At 42.6% G+C, this 13,178-nt stretch carries 17 protein-coding genes; 16 read left to right on the plus strand and 1 reads right to left on the minus strand.

The genetic code is table 11. From position 1 onward, the window contains the following. Positions 1–74 precede the first annotated feature (74 nt). The 6 genes from LI288_RS10740 (at position 75) to LI288_RS10765 (ending at position 5,107) form a co-directional block, all read left to right on the plus strand. Positions 75–1,781, plus strand: coding sequence for a glycosyl hydrolase family 18 protein (locus LI288_RS10740; RefSeq protein ID WP_227090398.1), 1,707 nt, complete (start codon positions 75–77; stop codon positions 1,779–1,781). 52 nt (positions 1,782–1,833) lie between these two features. Continuing rightward, positions 1,834–2,580: an N-acetylmuramoyl-L-alanine amidase CwlD gene (cwlD, locus tag LI288_RS10745; RefSeq protein ID WP_022431575.1), complete on the plus strand. Its 747-nt coding sequence runs from the start codon at positions 1,834–1,836 to the stop codon at positions 2,578–2,580. A gap of 37 nt (positions 2,581–2,617) precedes the next feature. Further along, complete coding sequence (locus LI288_RS10750) at positions 2,618–3,673, plus strand: L-threonylcarbamoyladenylate synthase (RefSeq protein ID WP_022431576.1); 1,056 nt, start codon at positions 2,618–2,620, stop codon at positions 3,671–3,673. 81 nt (positions 3,674–3,754) lie between these two features. After that, a complete protein-coding gene (locus tag LI288_RS10755) occupies positions 3,755–4,183 on the plus strand; it encodes an arsenate reductase/protein-tyrosine-phosphatase family protein (RefSeq protein ID WP_264473969.1) in 429 nt (142 codons plus the stop codon). After that, a complete protein-coding gene (gene rpiB / locus LI288_RS10760) occupies positions 4,164–4,589 on the plus strand; it encodes a ribose 5-phosphate isomerase B (RefSeq protein ID WP_227090400.1) in 426 nt (141 codons plus the stop codon). The genes LI288_RS10755 and rpiB overlap by 20 nt, the downstream gene beginning before the upstream one ends. Positions 4,590–4,621: 32 nt before the next feature. Beyond that, positions 4,622–5,107 carry a deoxycytidylate deaminase gene (locus LI288_RS10765; protein ID WP_022431579.1) on the plus strand — a complete coding sequence of 162 codons (486 nt, stop codon included), beginning with the start codon at positions 4,622–4,624 and terminating at the stop codon, positions 5,105–5,107. A 175-nt stretch (positions 5,108–5,282) separates the two neighbouring features. On the opposite strand, the gene LI288_RS10770 is transcribed toward LI288_RS10765, so the two are convergent. Next, positions 5,283–5,792, minus strand: coding sequence for a DUF402 domain-containing protein (locus LI288_RS10770; RefSeq protein WP_022431580.1), 510 nt, complete (start codon positions 5,790–5,792; stop codon positions 5,283–5,285). A gap of 193 nt (positions 5,793–5,985) precedes the next feature. On the opposite strand from LI288_RS10770, the gene LI288_RS10775 reads away from it, so the two are divergent. Genes LI288_RS10775 through atpC form a run of 10 tightly spaced genes read left to right on the plus strand, consistent with a single transcriptional unit; the run spans position 5,986 to position 13,143 of the window. After that, entirely contained in the window at positions 5,986–6,282 is a 297-nt protein-coding gene (locus LI288_RS10775; protein ID WP_022431581.1) for an AtpZ/AtpI family protein, read from the plus strand. Beyond that, positions 6,257–6,661, plus strand: coding sequence for an ATP synthase subunit I (locus LI288_RS10780; RefSeq protein ID WP_022431582.1), 405 nt, complete (start codon positions 6,257–6,259; stop codon positions 6,659–6,661). The genes LI288_RS10775 and LI288_RS10780 overlap by 26 nt, the downstream gene beginning before the upstream one ends. A 16-nt stretch (positions 6,662–6,677) precedes the next feature. Further along, the gene (atpB, locus tag LI288_RS10785) at positions 6,678–7,394 is read left to right on the plus strand and encodes a F0F1 ATP synthase subunit A (RefSeq protein ID WP_022431583.1); all 717 of its coding nucleotides are present in this window, start codon (positions 6,678–6,680) and stop codon (positions 7,392–7,394) included. A 39-nt stretch (positions 7,395–7,433) separates the two neighbouring features. Further along, positions 7,434–7,691, plus strand: coding sequence for an ATP synthase F0 subunit C (gene atpE, locus LI288_RS10790; RefSeq protein ID WP_022205028.1), 258 nt, complete (start codon positions 7,434–7,436; stop codon positions 7,689–7,691). Positions 7,692–7,744: 53 nt separating this feature from the next. Continuing rightward, complete coding sequence (atpF, locus tag LI288_RS10795; RefSeq protein WP_022431584.1) at positions 7,745–8,296, plus strand: F0F1 ATP synthase subunit B; 552 nt, start codon at positions 7,745–7,747, stop codon at positions 8,294–8,296. Then, the gene (gene atpH, locus LI288_RS10800) at positions 8,284–8,832 is read left to right on the plus strand and encodes an ATP synthase F1 subunit delta (protein WP_022431585.1); all 549 of its coding nucleotides are present in this window, start codon (positions 8,284–8,286) and stop codon (positions 8,830–8,832) included. The genes atpF and atpH overlap by 13 nt, the downstream gene beginning before the upstream one ends. A gap of 35 nt (positions 8,833–8,867) precedes the next feature. Next, positions 8,868–10,373 carry a F0F1 ATP synthase subunit alpha gene (atpA, locus tag LI288_RS10805; RefSeq protein WP_022431586.1) on the plus strand — a complete coding sequence of 502 codons (1,506 nt, stop codon included), beginning with the start codon at positions 8,868–8,870 and terminating at the stop codon, positions 10,371–10,373. A 30-nt stretch (positions 10,374–10,403) separates the two neighbouring features. Continuing rightward, entirely contained in the window at positions 10,404–11,264 is an 861-nt protein-coding gene (gene atpG / locus LI288_RS10810; protein WP_022431587.1) for an ATP synthase F1 subunit gamma, read from the plus strand. Positions 11,265–11,304: 40 nt separating this feature from the next. Beyond that, positions 11,305–12,696: a F0F1 ATP synthase subunit beta gene (gene atpD / locus LI288_RS10815; RefSeq protein ID WP_227090401.1), complete on the plus strand. Its 1,392-nt coding sequence runs from the start codon at positions 11,305–11,307 to the stop codon at positions 12,694–12,696. Between the two features lie 42 nt (positions 12,697–12,738). After that, positions 12,739–13,143 (plus strand): ATP synthase F1 subunit epsilon, encoded by a 405-nt coding sequence (gene atpC, locus LI288_RS10820; protein WP_227090402.1) that lies wholly within the window; start codon positions 12,739–12,741, stop codon positions 13,141–13,143. Positions 13,144–13,178 lie beyond the last annotated feature (35 nt).

The following is a 13,178-nucleotide window of genomic DNA, read 5'->3' on the forward strand; positions in this document are numbered from 1 at the left end:
CGTTTATAATTGTCGTACAGTTTTAGTGTACAGGAAAACAGGAGCGCCGTAAGGCAGGGTTAAAGGAGAAAATCATGGAACGGGATAGAAAAAGAAAATTATGGAAGATAACAACGGCAGTATCAGCAGGGATTCTGGTAATTCTTGCAGCGGTGCTGCTGATAAGAAAATATATGCCGACAGGTCAGAAAATGAGCGGATATGATTATTTTAAGACAGATTCGGCAGCAGAAAATGACAGCACACTGGTGATATTGGACAATGAAATACTTTACGATAAAGGGCGCTATATAGACGGAAGGCTGTATTTACAGCAGTCATTTGTACAGGATAATGTCAATATGCGTTTTTATTATGACAAAGAAAGCAATGCGGTTTTGTATTCGGACTGGAGCGCAGTCTATACGTATTATCCGGACGTCAAGGGGTATCGGGACCAGAACGGTAATACGTATGATACGGAGTATGAAGTGATAAAAACGGCAGACGGTGTGATTTATATCGATTTCGAATACATGGCAGCAGTCAGCAACATTTCCTATGAATATGCAAAAGAACCACAGCGTCTGGTGCTTCATACAACCCATGAAGAACAAAATGAAGTGACAATCCGCAAAAACACTGTGGTGCGGTATCGTGCAGGTATTAAAAGCAAAGTACTTGAAAAGGTGAAAAAAGGTACAGTGTGCCAGTACGTGGGTGCGGTAGATGATGACTGGATTGAGGTGATTACGCCGTCCGGTTATCAGGGTTATGTGAAAAAGAATGCGGCTTCGGATGTATACACGGCAGTACCGGAAGATACATATACGGAAGAATACCAGTCCAATCTGTGCGGTTACAAGGTGAATATGACGTGGTTTCAGGTAACACAGCGTGCCGCCAATGCTTATATTGATACGTATTTAGAGGATGTTTCCGGTATTAATACGATTTCACCGACATGGTATTCGATTGCAGACGGCACCGGAGAGCTGACCAGTCTGGCATCGGATACGTTTGTAAGCAATATGCACGCCAGGGGCTTAAAAGTGTGGCCGCTTGTCAATGATTTTAATAATAATGTTGATTATGCAGCGTTTTATTCCAGTAAAACGGCAAGAACGAAGCTGATTAACAACCTGATGCAAGAAGCACGTCAGTATGGTTATGACGGCTACAATATTGATTTTGAATATGTAAAGAAAGATTTCGCGGACGATTATTTACAGTTCTTGCGGGAACTGTCTATCGCATGCCAGAATAACGGGCTGGTGTTATCCGTGGATAATTACAAACCGGCAAACCACAATGCCCATTATGAACTGGCAGAACAGGCGGTTTTTGTGGACTACATTGTGATTATGGGGTATGATGAGCATTACGCAGGTTCAGATGCGGGATCGGTGGCTTCCCTGCCATTTGTAGAGGACGGTATTTCAAGAGCTGTCAGCATGGTACCGTCAGAACAGGTGATTAATGCTGTTCCGTTTTACACGCGCATCTGGACGGAGAATGCCGGGGAAACCAAGAGCCGTGCAGTGGGAATGCAGGCGGCGATGGATGCCATGCAGGAAAATGGTGCAACAGCCGAATGGGACGAAACAACAGGACAGTATTACTGCACCTATGAAACATCCGCAGGAACGGTTCAGATATGGTTTGAAGAAGACCGCTCTATCGGTGAAAAGATGAAATTGTATTCAAAATACAAGCTGGGCGGTGTGGCAGAATGGAAATTGGGACTTGAAACCTCGTCGGTATGGAGTATTATTAGTAATGGACTAAACTACGCATCATAATAGAACGGTACGGTTCATACAATACAGTAAAAATAAGATGTGGCAGGGTAGTTTGAATCGAAAAAGACTGATTACGGGCATGACGGTGATTTTACTGCTGGCAGTGTATACGGGAATGTATATTGTACTGCCCGCGGCAAGACAGACAGCAGGGAAAAATGAAACGTCAGAGAGCAGGCAGGAAGAAAATCAGACGGCACAGGCAGACAGTACCAAAAGAACCGTTGTACTGGACAGCGGGCATGGCGGATTTGATCCGGGTAAAGAAAGCAGCGACGGCATATTAGAAAAACACATCAACCTTGCAATTGCAGAGAGGTTAAAGGAACTGCTGGAGAAAGAAGGAATCCGGGTCGTGATGACGCGGACAGACGATAATGGCCTGTATACAGAGAGTGATTCCAATAAAAAGATTGCAGATATGAAAAAGCGGTGTGCAATTATTGATGCAGCAAAGGCTGATATTGTTGTCAGTATTCATCAGAACAGTTATCAAAGCCCGGAAGTAAAAGGTGCGCAGGTATTTTATTATAAACATTCGGCAGAAGGTAAAAAACTGGCACAGATTTTGCAGAAATCTTTGAAGGAAAATCTGGATACGGAGAATAAGCGGCAGGAAAAAGAAGATAGTACATACTATATGCTGCTGCATACCGGTGCGCCGACTGTGATTGCAGAGTGTGGCTTTTTATCCAATCCACAGGAAGCGGCTCTGTTAAATACTGCCGAATACCGGCAGAAGGTCGCAGAAGCACTCTGCAAAGGAATATTGGAATATTTTACATCTACAGGAAAATGAAGAAAGCGCTGCATACGGCAGCAGAAATGGAAGGAACATGGAAACGATTATTGCACAAATCACAGAAAATGAAGAACAGAATCAAAAAATATATGAGCAGGCATCAGACATTTTAAAAAGAGGCGGTCTGGTGGCTTTCCCTACAGAAACCGTATATGGACTGGGTGCAGATGCGCTTGATGAGGAGGCATCGGCTAAAATTTATGCGGCAAAGGGAAGACCGTCCGATAATCCGCTGATTGTGCATATTGCGGATACAAAGGCACTGGAGGAGCTTTCCTGTGATGTTACCGCACAGGCAAAGCTTCTGGCGGAGAAGTTCTGGCCGGGACCGCTGACCATGATTTTAAAGAAAAGTGACTGTGTGCCAAAATCCATTACCGGCGGACTGGGTACGGTAGCCATCCGTATGCCGAGCCATCCGGTTGCAGCACAGTTAATCAGAACTTCCGGGGTGTATATTGCAGCACCGAGTGCCAATATTTCAGGGAAACCAAGTCCTACAAGAGGAGAACATGTCATTCATGATATGAAGGGCAGAATTGATATGATTATTGTAGACGATACGGTTGATATTGGTGTAGAATCTACGATTGTAGATTTAAGTGAAGATGTTCCTACAATTTTAAGACCGGGTTATATTACAAAAGAAATGCTTTCGGAAGTGCTGGGAGAAGTACGTATTGATCCGGCGATTATGGGCAGTGTAAAGCCGGGCGTTGTACCGAAAGCGCCGGGCATGAAATATAAGCACTATGCGCCCGATGCAGACCTTGCAATTGTAGAGGGTGACATCGATAAAGTTGTAGATAAAATCAACGCACTGACAAAGGAAAAAGAAGCCTTAGGATACCGTGTAGGTATTATGGCAACACAGGAAACAAAAGACCGCTATGAAAGCGGTGTTATAAAAGTAGTCGGCAGCAGAAAAGATGAGGCGACTGTCGCTCACAACCTGTACGCAGCTCTGCGGGAGTTTGACAAACAGCAGGTGGCATACATTTATTCAGAGGGCTTTTCTGAAAATCAGGTAGGGCAGGCAGTCATGAACCGGTTGATTAAAGCCGCCGGACATACTATAATAAATGTCTGAAAGTGACAGAAGCGAGGACTTTCTATGAATACGTATAGCAGAATTTTGTTTGTCTGTGCAGGAAATACATGCAGAGGTCCCATGGCGGCGACAATCATGCAGCAGTTTGTACAGGATATGGGTATCCTTACAGATTCAAGAGGAATGGTTGTCTTGTTTCCTGAACCTTATAATCCCAAGGCGGTTGCAGTCTGTGCGGGACACGGCATGATTATGCCGAGTAACAGTGCAGCACAGCTTGAGAATACGGATTTTGACAACAACACACTGGTACTTGTGATGAATCAGTCAATGAAGCAGAAGATTTATGAAAGCTATGACCGGGCAATTAATGTGTATACGCTCGGGGAGTTTGCCGGAGCGGGCGAAACAGAAATTGCAGATCCATATGGACGGGGCATTGATGAGTATAACCAATGTTTTGAACAGTTGTATGTATTGATTGAAAAAGCAGCAGAAATAATCAGAAAGAACATGGAGGAAGAAAAAGATGATAGCAATCGGCAGTGATCACGGCGGAGTAGAGTTAAAGGAAAAGGTAATCAAGCATTTACAGGCACGCGGCATTGAGTGTGAAGATACAGGCTGTTACAGCACAGAATCCTGTGATTATCCGGTATATGCAAAGAAGGTAACAGATCTGGTGACATCCGGAAAATGCGAACTGGGTATTTTAATCTGTGGTACCGGTATCGGCATGAGCATGGCAGCCAATAAAGAGGATGGCATCCGTGCGGCATTGTGCCATGACTGTTTCAGCGCGGAAGCCACAAAACAGCACAACAATGCAAATGTATTATGTATGGGTGCAAGAGTAATCGGGGAAGGACTTGCCTGCAAAATCGCAGACATTTTTATTGATACTCCGTTTTCAAACGATGAACGTCATATCAGAAGAATCAGCATGTTTGACTAAATGGCGGATTAGAAGAAAGGTCAGGGAATGCAATGAGCGATAAGAGAAAAGATTACATTTCATGGGACGAGTATTTCATGGGCGTTGCAAAGCTTTCCGCCCTGCGTTCGAAAGATCCGAATACACAGGTGGGTGCGTGTATTGTCAGCGAAGATAATAAAATCCTCTCCATGGGATATAACGGACTGCCAAGGGGCTGCTCCGATGATGAATTTCCGTGGTCAAGGGAAGGCGATCCGCTGGATAATAAATATCTGTATACGGCACACAGCGAGCTGAATGCCATTTTAAATTATCAGGGCGGCACATTGCAGAATGCAAAAATGTATGTGACACTGTTTCCGTGCAATGAATGTGCGAAAGCGATTATTCAGGCGGGCATTAAGACACTGGTCTATGACTGCGACAAGTATTCTGATACGGCATCGGTGATTGCATCGAAAAGAATGCTCAATGCCGCAGGCGTACGGTATTATAAATACGATTCGACCGGAAGAACCGTGCAGATTGAACTGTAGGGTTCCGTGGAAATATGCCATTTGTGCATGACAGCATGGACAAAAACAGTACAGTGTGTTTAAGGAAAAGTGTAGATAAAAAGGACTGTAAATGACAAAGCGCGAAGAAAAATGCTCAGAGCGTACTGTCAGTTACAGTTCTTAAAAAATTCATGGAAATTGATGTACTTACGTGTTATTGCAGTTTTGATAAATGATTCAAAGCCGGATTTAATACTTCATACCGTTCCAGTTCATCTAAATAATCTTTAAAATCCCCGTTATAAATAATAGAAAGCAGTGCATTGAGGCGGTGCAGGGAAGTTACCAGCATATCATTGCTGATAATGGACATGCGGCAGGCATCTGCCAGTTCATCTAAATCCACAACGCGGACAAAACCGTCATTTTCAATAATAACATCGGCAAGCAGATCGGTAAAAATATAAGTGTCGGTATTTTTATCATAGCTTGTGTCAATAATATCACAGTAAATATAAGCGAGCGTTCCGTTCTCCTTATAAAATTTGCTGATTTTCCAGCCGTGTTTTACGACATAGTAGGATATTCCATAGGAAAATTCTTCCTTTGGATGCAGTGTTTTCCAGCGGGTAATGATATGTCCGTCTGAAATGGACACAATCGTATCATTTTTTAAGTGAATACATTCTGAAGGAATGAGGCGTTTTCGGTAAAGTTCAGGCATAGACCATCCTCCTGTAAAAGTAATTTGTGTAAAATTGTTTCACAACCAAAGTTTATGGGCAAATTATAGCAATTTTTATAGGAAAATTCAATGTAAATGAAAATATTTCTAAAATAAATGCACAAAAATAAATGGACTTTTTTGTCGAGAAATGTTATTATATTAACAAGCATATAGGTCGAAAGGAAAAAATATGAGTGGAAAGGGTTCACCGTATCGGAATATTGTCCTGATTTCGCAGATTGGTATTAATATGCTTGTTCCTGTGTTTATATGTGTAGCGGCCGGTGTATGGTTGGATAACAGATTTCATACATGGTTTACGCTTCCATTGCTGATATTGGGGATTGCCGCGGGAGCCAGAAATGCTTATGCACTTGCGATGGATACTATCAGGATGGACGAAAAAAGACGGAAAAAAGAACAGGAGGAGCAGATTCAAGAAGTTCTGCGAAAGGCGAAGGATGAGAAAAATCATCGACAGGATTAAAGAGTTAAATGAAGTGCTTCCGGAAGTGTTTCTGGTAGATTTGCTTTATCTGCTGGCAGGAGAGCTGGTTATCTGGTTTTTGGTACCCAATAAGCAGATGTGTGCTGTGGGATTTTTTATGGGTGTAGTCTATTCCATATTTTCATCTGTTCATATGAGTTTTCGGATTCGTAAGATTGTTTACGGTCACGCGAATGAATCAAAGACCCTGCTTATCGGATATTTTATCCGTCTTGCAGTGATGCTTGTACTGTTTACAGTATTATATCTGTTTCATATCGGCGATTTATTGTGTGCGCTGATAGGAATGTTTTCTATGAAAGTATCGGCTTATTTACAGCCGTTTACTAATAAAATATTATCAAAAAAAGGAAGGTGAGAAAGTGGGAAGCACAATGATGACATCATTGGTGGCATGCGACAGCAGTTTTATGATTAAGTCGCTCTGTTCATTCCGGATACCCGGGGTTGATTATGACTTCAGTATCAATACCACCCATGTGGCGATGCTTTTAGTGTCTTTGTTTATCCTGATTGTTGCGATTATTGCAAGAGTCAAGATTAATAAAGCAAACGCATCGGATACGCCGGGAATGTTCCAGAATATTATTGAGCTGGTTATAGAGATGCTTGGCAGCATGGTTGATGGAATTATGGGTAGGAATGCCAACAGATTTGTAAATTACATTACAACCCTGTTTATCTTTATCATAATTTCAAACATTTCAGGGCTTTTTGGTCTTCGACCACCAACGGCAGACTACGGTGTTACATTAGCACTGGGTCTGATTACATTTGTACTGGTACAGTTTAACGGTATTAAAAAGAATCACGTTGGGCACTTTACAGCATTGTTTCAGCCAATATGGTTTTTATTCCCAATTAATTTAATTGGTGAGTTTGCTGTACCGCTGTCTCTTTCACTGCGTTTGTTTGGTAATGTTATGTCAGGAACCGTCTTAATGGGCTTGATTTATGATCTGCTCGGACCGTATACGGTAGCGTATCCGGCCCTGCTGCATGCTTATTTTGATTTGTTTTCAGGCTGCATTCAGGCATACGTATTCAGTATGTTGACGATGGTTTATGTCAACGACAAGATTGCCGACTAAGGGCAAAATATTATTCTATTTAAATGGAGGAAATGAAACATGAATATTAGTGGACAGGAATTTATTCAGGCTATGTCAGCAATTGGTGCCGGTATCGCAATGATCGCCGGTGTAGGTCCTGGTGTTGGTCAGGGTATCGCAGCAGGTCACGGTGCAGCTGCAGTAGGTAGAAATCCGGGTGCAAAGTCTGATATCACATCAACAATGTTACTTGGACAGGCCGTTGCCGAAACAACAGGTCTTTATGGTTTCGCCGTAGCGATTATCTTAATGTTTGTACAGCCATTCAAAGGTTAATGCCAACAGATAAGTGTAGAAACATTTAAGCTGGCAGGAAGGAGGCTAAAAACTTGAATAATTTAGGTACATTTGTCGCTTTGGCAGAAGGCGGGCGATTATTTGGACTTGATTTGCAGCTTCTTCTCGACGCAGCAATCACTGCGGTGAACGTATTTATTCTTTTTATTCTGCTTTCTTATATTTTGTATAATCCGGTACGGACGATGCTTAAGAAAAGACAGGATAAGATTACAAGCGACAGAGAAACCGCTGAATCCGACAAGGCAGAGGCTCTCGCATTAAAGAAAGAATATGAAGAGAAGTTAAAAGCAGCTGATAAAGAAGCTGAAAGTATCCTGAGTGAAGCAAGAAAAGTTGCCATGCACAATGAGCAGAAGATTGTTGATGAAGCAAAGCAGGAAGCTGCACGAATCATTGAGCGCGCAAATGCGGAAGCAGAACTTGAGAAACAAAGAGTTGCAGACGAAGTAAAACAACAGATTATTTCAGTTGCTGCTGTAATGGCGTCAAAGTTTGTTGCAAAAGCAATGGATGATCAGGAAAATGATGCTCTGATTGAGCAAACTTTAAATGAAATGGGTGAGAATACATGGCTAAGTTAGTATCAGCAACTTATGGTGATGCGTTATTTGAACTTGCCGTGGAGGAATCCAAAGTAGATTCATTGTATGCGGAAGCAACAGACTGTTTGAAGGTTTTTGAAGAAAACAGCGAGCTTGGCAGATTACTGAATCACCCTAAGATTGATAAGAGTGAAAAAGAAAAGGTTATTGAAAATGCTTTTGGACAGTTTGTTTCAAAGGATATAACCGGTCTGCTTGTGCTGATGGTTTCAAAAGACAGGCAGAAACAAATTATGGAAACACTCCGGTATTTTATCGGCAAAATCAAAGAATATAAAAAAATCGGCAGCGCGGTAGTATCTACAGCAAAGCCGCTGACAGCCGCACAAAAAGAAAAAGTGCTTTCCAGACTGCTTGCAACGACAGGGTATGTGGATTTTGAGATTGATTATATCGTAGATGAGTCCCTCATCGGCGGTATGGTAATCCGAATCGGTGACAGGGTCGTAGACAGCAGTATAAAGACAAAATTAGACGAGTTTGCAAAGGATTTGAAAAAAATCCAGCTGGCATAACTTGTACATTAATAGAAAGAGGGTGCGTTGGCTCCATGAATTTAAGACCGGAAGAAATCAGCTCGGTAATTAAAGAGCAGATCAAAAGATATTCTACGGAACTCGAAGTATCTGACGTCGGTACGGTTATTCAGGTAGCAGATGGTATCGCCCGTATTCATGGCCTTGAAAAGGCGATGCAGGGTGAACTTCTGGAATTCCCGGGTGAAGTATACGGCATGGTTTTAAACCTGGAAGAAGATAACGTTGGTGCGGTTTTACTTGGTGATTCAAGAAACATCAACGAAGGAGATACCGTAAAGACAACAGGCCGAGTTGTAGAGGTTCCTGTTGGCGATGCGATGTTAGGTCGTGTCGTAAACGCACTGGGACAGCCAATCGACGGCAAGGGACCGGTTAATACCGAGAAGTTCCGTCAGATTGAACGAGTTGCCTCAGGTGTTATTACAAGAAAATCCGTAGATACACCGTTACAGACAGGTATCAAAGCGATTGATGCCATGGTACCAATCGGACGTGGACAGCGAGAATTAATCATCGGTGACCGTCAGACAGGTAAGACTGCCATTGCGATTGATACAATCATTAATCAGAAAGGTCAGAATGTAAAGTGTATTTACGTTGCAATCGGACAGAAGGCTTCAACCGTAGCTTCGATTGTAAAGACATTAGAAGAATATGGCGCGATGAGCTATACAACAGTAGTTGCATCTACTGCCAGTGAACTTGCACCGTTACAGTATATTGCACCATATGCCGGATGTGCGATTGGTGAAGAATGGATGGAACAGGGACAGGATGTACTTGTTGTCTATGATGACTTGAGCAAGCACGCAGCTGCATACCGTACACTTTCCTTACTCCTTAAAAGACCACCAGGACGTGAGGCTTACCCTGGTGATGTATTCTACTTACATTCAAGACTCTTAGAGAGAGCTGCAAGAATGTCAGATGAGTACGGCGGAGGTTCCCTGACTGCGCTTCCGATTATCGAAACACAGGCAGGCGATGTTTCTGCATATATTCCGACAAACGTTATTTCTATCACAGATGGTCAGATCTATCTGGAAACAGAAATGTTTAATGCCGGATTCAGACCTGCTATCAATGCCGGTCTTTCTGTATCACGAGTTGGTGGTGCTGCCCAGATTAAGGCGATTAAAAAGATTGCAGCGCCAATCCGTGTGGAACTGGCACAGTACCGGGAACTGGCATCTTTTGCTCAGTTTGGTTCAGAACTGGATGCAGATACAAAGGAAAAGCTCGCACAGGGTGAAAGAATTAAGGAAATGTTAAAACAGCCGCAGTATCAGCCAATGCCTGTTGAATATCAGGTCATGATTATTTATGCGGTTACGAAGAAGTATGTCATTGATGTTGCAGTAGACAGAATTCTCGATTTCCAGAAAGGATTGTTTGAACTGATTGATACAAAGTATCCGCAGATTCCGGAAACAATCCGTACAACAAAAGTGCTTGATGAAGAAACAGAAAAAGCTTTAATCAGTGCGATTGAAGAATTTAAGAAAACTTTCAAATAATAGCGAAGCTTAGAATGGAGGTAATTGATTATGGCCTCAATGAGAGACATAAAAAGGCGTAGAGACAGTATTCAAAGTACCGGTCAGATTACCAAAGCCATGAAGCTCGTTTCCACTGTAAAACTTCAGAAAGCGAAGGGAAAAGCAGAGAGCACAAAACCGTACTCCGATTTAATGTATGAAACTGTGAGCAATATTCTTGCAAAGTCAGGAAATATTAACCACAAGTTTTTAAAAGCAGGAGATTCCAATAAAAAAGCGGTGATTGTGATTACTGCAAACAGAGGACTTGCAGGCGGCTATAACAACAATATAGCCAAGCTCATTACAAATAGCGATATCCCGAAGGAAGATGCATATATTTATGCAATCGGACGAAAGGGTAGGGAAGTTCTTGAAAGAAAAGGATATGAAATCAAGGCGGATTATTCCGATGTGATTAACGAGCCGATGTACACCGATGCAAAAGAAATCTGCAATGAAGTGCTGGAGCTTTTCACAAACGGAGAAATTGGCGAAATCTATCTTTCTTATACATCCTTTAAGAACACCGTTGTCCACGAACCAAAACTCATTAAGCTGCTTCCGGTTGAACCGGAGCAGCAAAAAGAGGGCGGTACAGAAAGCACGGCACTGATGAACTATGAGCCGGATGAAGATGAGGCACTAAATATGATTATACCAAAGTACATCTGCAGTTTAATCTATGGTGCGCTTGTTGAATCCGTAGCGAGTGAGAACGGTGCCCGTATGCAGGCGATGGATAGTGCTACAAGTAATGCAGAAGAAATGATTTCAGACCTGTCATTGAAGTTTAACAGAGCACGTCAGGCTTCAATTACACAGGAACTGACAGAGATTATTTCCGGTGCAAACGCCATAGAGGGATAAAAAGTGAAACCGCATCAATGATGCAGCATGGAGGTAAAGAATGGCAGAAAGAAATGTTGGTAAAATTACTCAGATTATCGGTGCCGTACTGGATATTAAGTTTCCGGAAGGCACACTGCCAGAGATTAATTCAGCAATTGATATTCAGACAAAAGATGGCGGCAGGCTCGTAGTTGAGGTTGCGCAGCATCTTGGTGATGATACAGTAAGATGTATTGCCATGGGTCCGACAGACGGACTTGTCAGAGGTATGGAAGCAGAATCTACAGGTTCTGCTATTTCCGTACCGGTTGGTGAAGAAACTCTCGGTAGAATGTTTAATGTTCTGGGTGAACCTATAGATAATAAACCGGCTCCTGAAGTGAAACAGTACATGCCGATTCACAGAAAGGCACCTACTTTTGCAGAACAGTCTACAACAACAGAAATGCTTGAAACAGGTATCAAGGTTGTTGACTTACTGTGCCCTTACCAGAAGGGTGGTAAAATCGGTCTGTTCGGTGGTGCCGGTGTAGGTAAGACAGTATTAATTCAGGAACTGATTCGTAATATTGCAACAGAGCACGGCGGATATTCCGTATTCACTGGTGTAGGCGAACGTACCCGTGAAGGTAACGACCTTTACTATGAAATGAAGGAATCCGGCGTTATCGAAAAGACAACCATGGTGTTCGGACAGATGAACGAACCACCTGGAGCCAGAATGAGAGTTGGTTTAACAGGTCTTACAATGGCTGAGTATTTCCGTGATCAGGGCGGTAAGGATGTACTTCTTTTCATTGATAATATTTTCCGTTTTACACAGGCTGGTTCCGAAGTTTCAGCGCTTTTAGGACGTATGCCTTCAGCCGTTGGTTATCAGCCGACACTTCAGACGGAAATGGGTGCATTACAGGAACGTATTACATCTACAAAGAGCGGTTCTATTACATCTGTACAGGCCGTATACGTACCTGCCGATGACTTAACGGACCCGGCTCCGGCTACAACTTTCGCACATCTGGATGCGACAACCGTACTTTCACGTTCAATCGTAGAACTTGGTATTTATCCGGCTGTAGACCCGCTTGAGTCTACTTCCAGAATCCTTGACCCACGTATTGTAGGTGAAGAACATTATAAGGTAGCCAGAGCAGTTCAGGAAATTTTACAGAAGTACAAAGAATTGCAGGATATCATCGCAATCCTTGGTATGGACGAACTTTCAGAGGATGATAAGCTGGTCGTATCAAGAGCAAGAAAAGTACAGAGATTCCTGTCACAGCCATTCTTCGTAGCCGGACAGTTTACAGGTCTGGAAGGAAGATATGTGCCGATTAGTGAAACAATTCAGGGCTTTAAGGAAATCATCGAAGGTAAGTATGATGACATTCCTGAAAGTTACTTCTTAAACTGCGGTAATATTGATGACGTACTTGCAAAGTGTAAATAATCTGTAACAGGTTAAACGACACGGGTAAGAATGGAGGAATCAATGGCAGATATGAAGACATTCAGGCTGTTGGTAAACACGCCTGACAGAGTATTCTACAATGATGATGTGACAATGGTAGAGCTTTCCACAACGGAAGGTGAGATTGGTGTATATGCAGAACATATTCCTCTTACATCAGTACTGGTACCGTGTGTTATGAATATTCATGTAGATGGAGATGTAAAAAAAGCTGCTGTACACGGCGGAATTGTTGAGATTTTACAGGATAAGGTAACGGTGCTTGCAGAAATTGCAGAGTGGCCGGAAGAAATTGATGTAAATCGTGCCAATGAAGCCAAAACAAGAGCTGAACGCAGACTTTCAAGTAACGATCCGCATATTGATGTGGTACGTGCGGAAGCAGCGTTAAAGCGTTCTCTTGCACGACTGGGTGCAGCACGCTAAATAAATGTATAAACCTTCCAATTTATGGCGATACT

It is taken from the genome of Lachnospira pectinoschiza (assembly GCF_020564355.1).
GTDB lineage: Bacteria > Bacillota > Clostridia > Lachnospirales > Lachnospiraceae > Lachnospira > Lachnospira intestinalis.

Coding starts and splice junctions, on each gene's coding strand:
- LI288_RS10740 (WP_227090398.1), top strand. CDS start 75: ATGGAACGGGATAGAAAAAGAAAATTATGGAAGATAACAACGGCAGTA.
- LI288_RS10750 (WP_022431576.1), top strand. CDS start 2,618: ATGGAAACGATTATTGCACAAATCACAGAAAATGAAGAACAGAATCAA.
- LI288_RS10755 (WP_264473969.1), top strand. CDS start 3,755: ATGGCGGCGACAATCATGCAGCAGTTTGTACAGGATATGGGTATCCTT.
- rpiB (WP_227090400.1), top strand. CDS start 4,164: ATGATAGCAATCGGCAGTGATCACGGCGGAGTAGAGTTAAAGGAAAAG.
- LI288_RS10765 (WP_022431579.1), top strand. CDS start 4,622: ATGAGCGATAAGAGAAAAGATTACATTTCATGGGACGAGTATTTCATG.
- LI288_RS10770 (WP_022431580.1), bottom strand. CDS start 5,792: ATGCCTGAACTTTACCGAAAACGCCTCATTCCTTCAGAATGTATTCAC.
- LI288_RS10775 (WP_022431581.1), top strand. CDS start 5,986: ATGAGTGGAAAGGGTTCACCGTATCGGAATATTGTCCTGATTTCGCAG.
- LI288_RS10780 (WP_022431582.1), top strand. CDS start 6,257: ATGAGAAAAATCATCGACAGGATTAAAGAGTTAAATGAAGTGCTTCCG.
- atpB (WP_022431583.1), top strand. CDS start 6,678: ATGATGACATCATTGGTGGCATGCGACAGCAGTTTTATGATTAAGTCG.
- atpE (WP_022205028.1), top strand. CDS start 7,434: ATGAATATTAGTGGACAGGAATTTATTCAGGCTATGTCAGCAATTGGT.
- atpH (WP_022431585.1), top strand. CDS start 8,284: ATGGCTAAGTTAGTATCAGCAACTTATGGTGATGCGTTATTTGAACTT.
- atpA (WP_022431586.1), top strand. CDS start 8,868: ATGAATTTAAGACCGGAAGAAATCAGCTCGGTAATTAAAGAGCAGATC.
- atpG (WP_022431587.1), top strand. CDS start 10,404: ATGGCCTCAATGAGAGACATAAAAAGGCGTAGAGACAGTATTCAAAGT.
- atpD (WP_227090401.1), top strand. CDS start 11,305: ATGGCAGAAAGAAATGTTGGTAAAATTACTCAGATTATCGGTGCCGTA.
- atpC (WP_227090402.1), top strand. CDS start 12,739: ATGGCAGATATGAAGACATTCAGGCTGTTGGTAAACACGCCTGACAGA.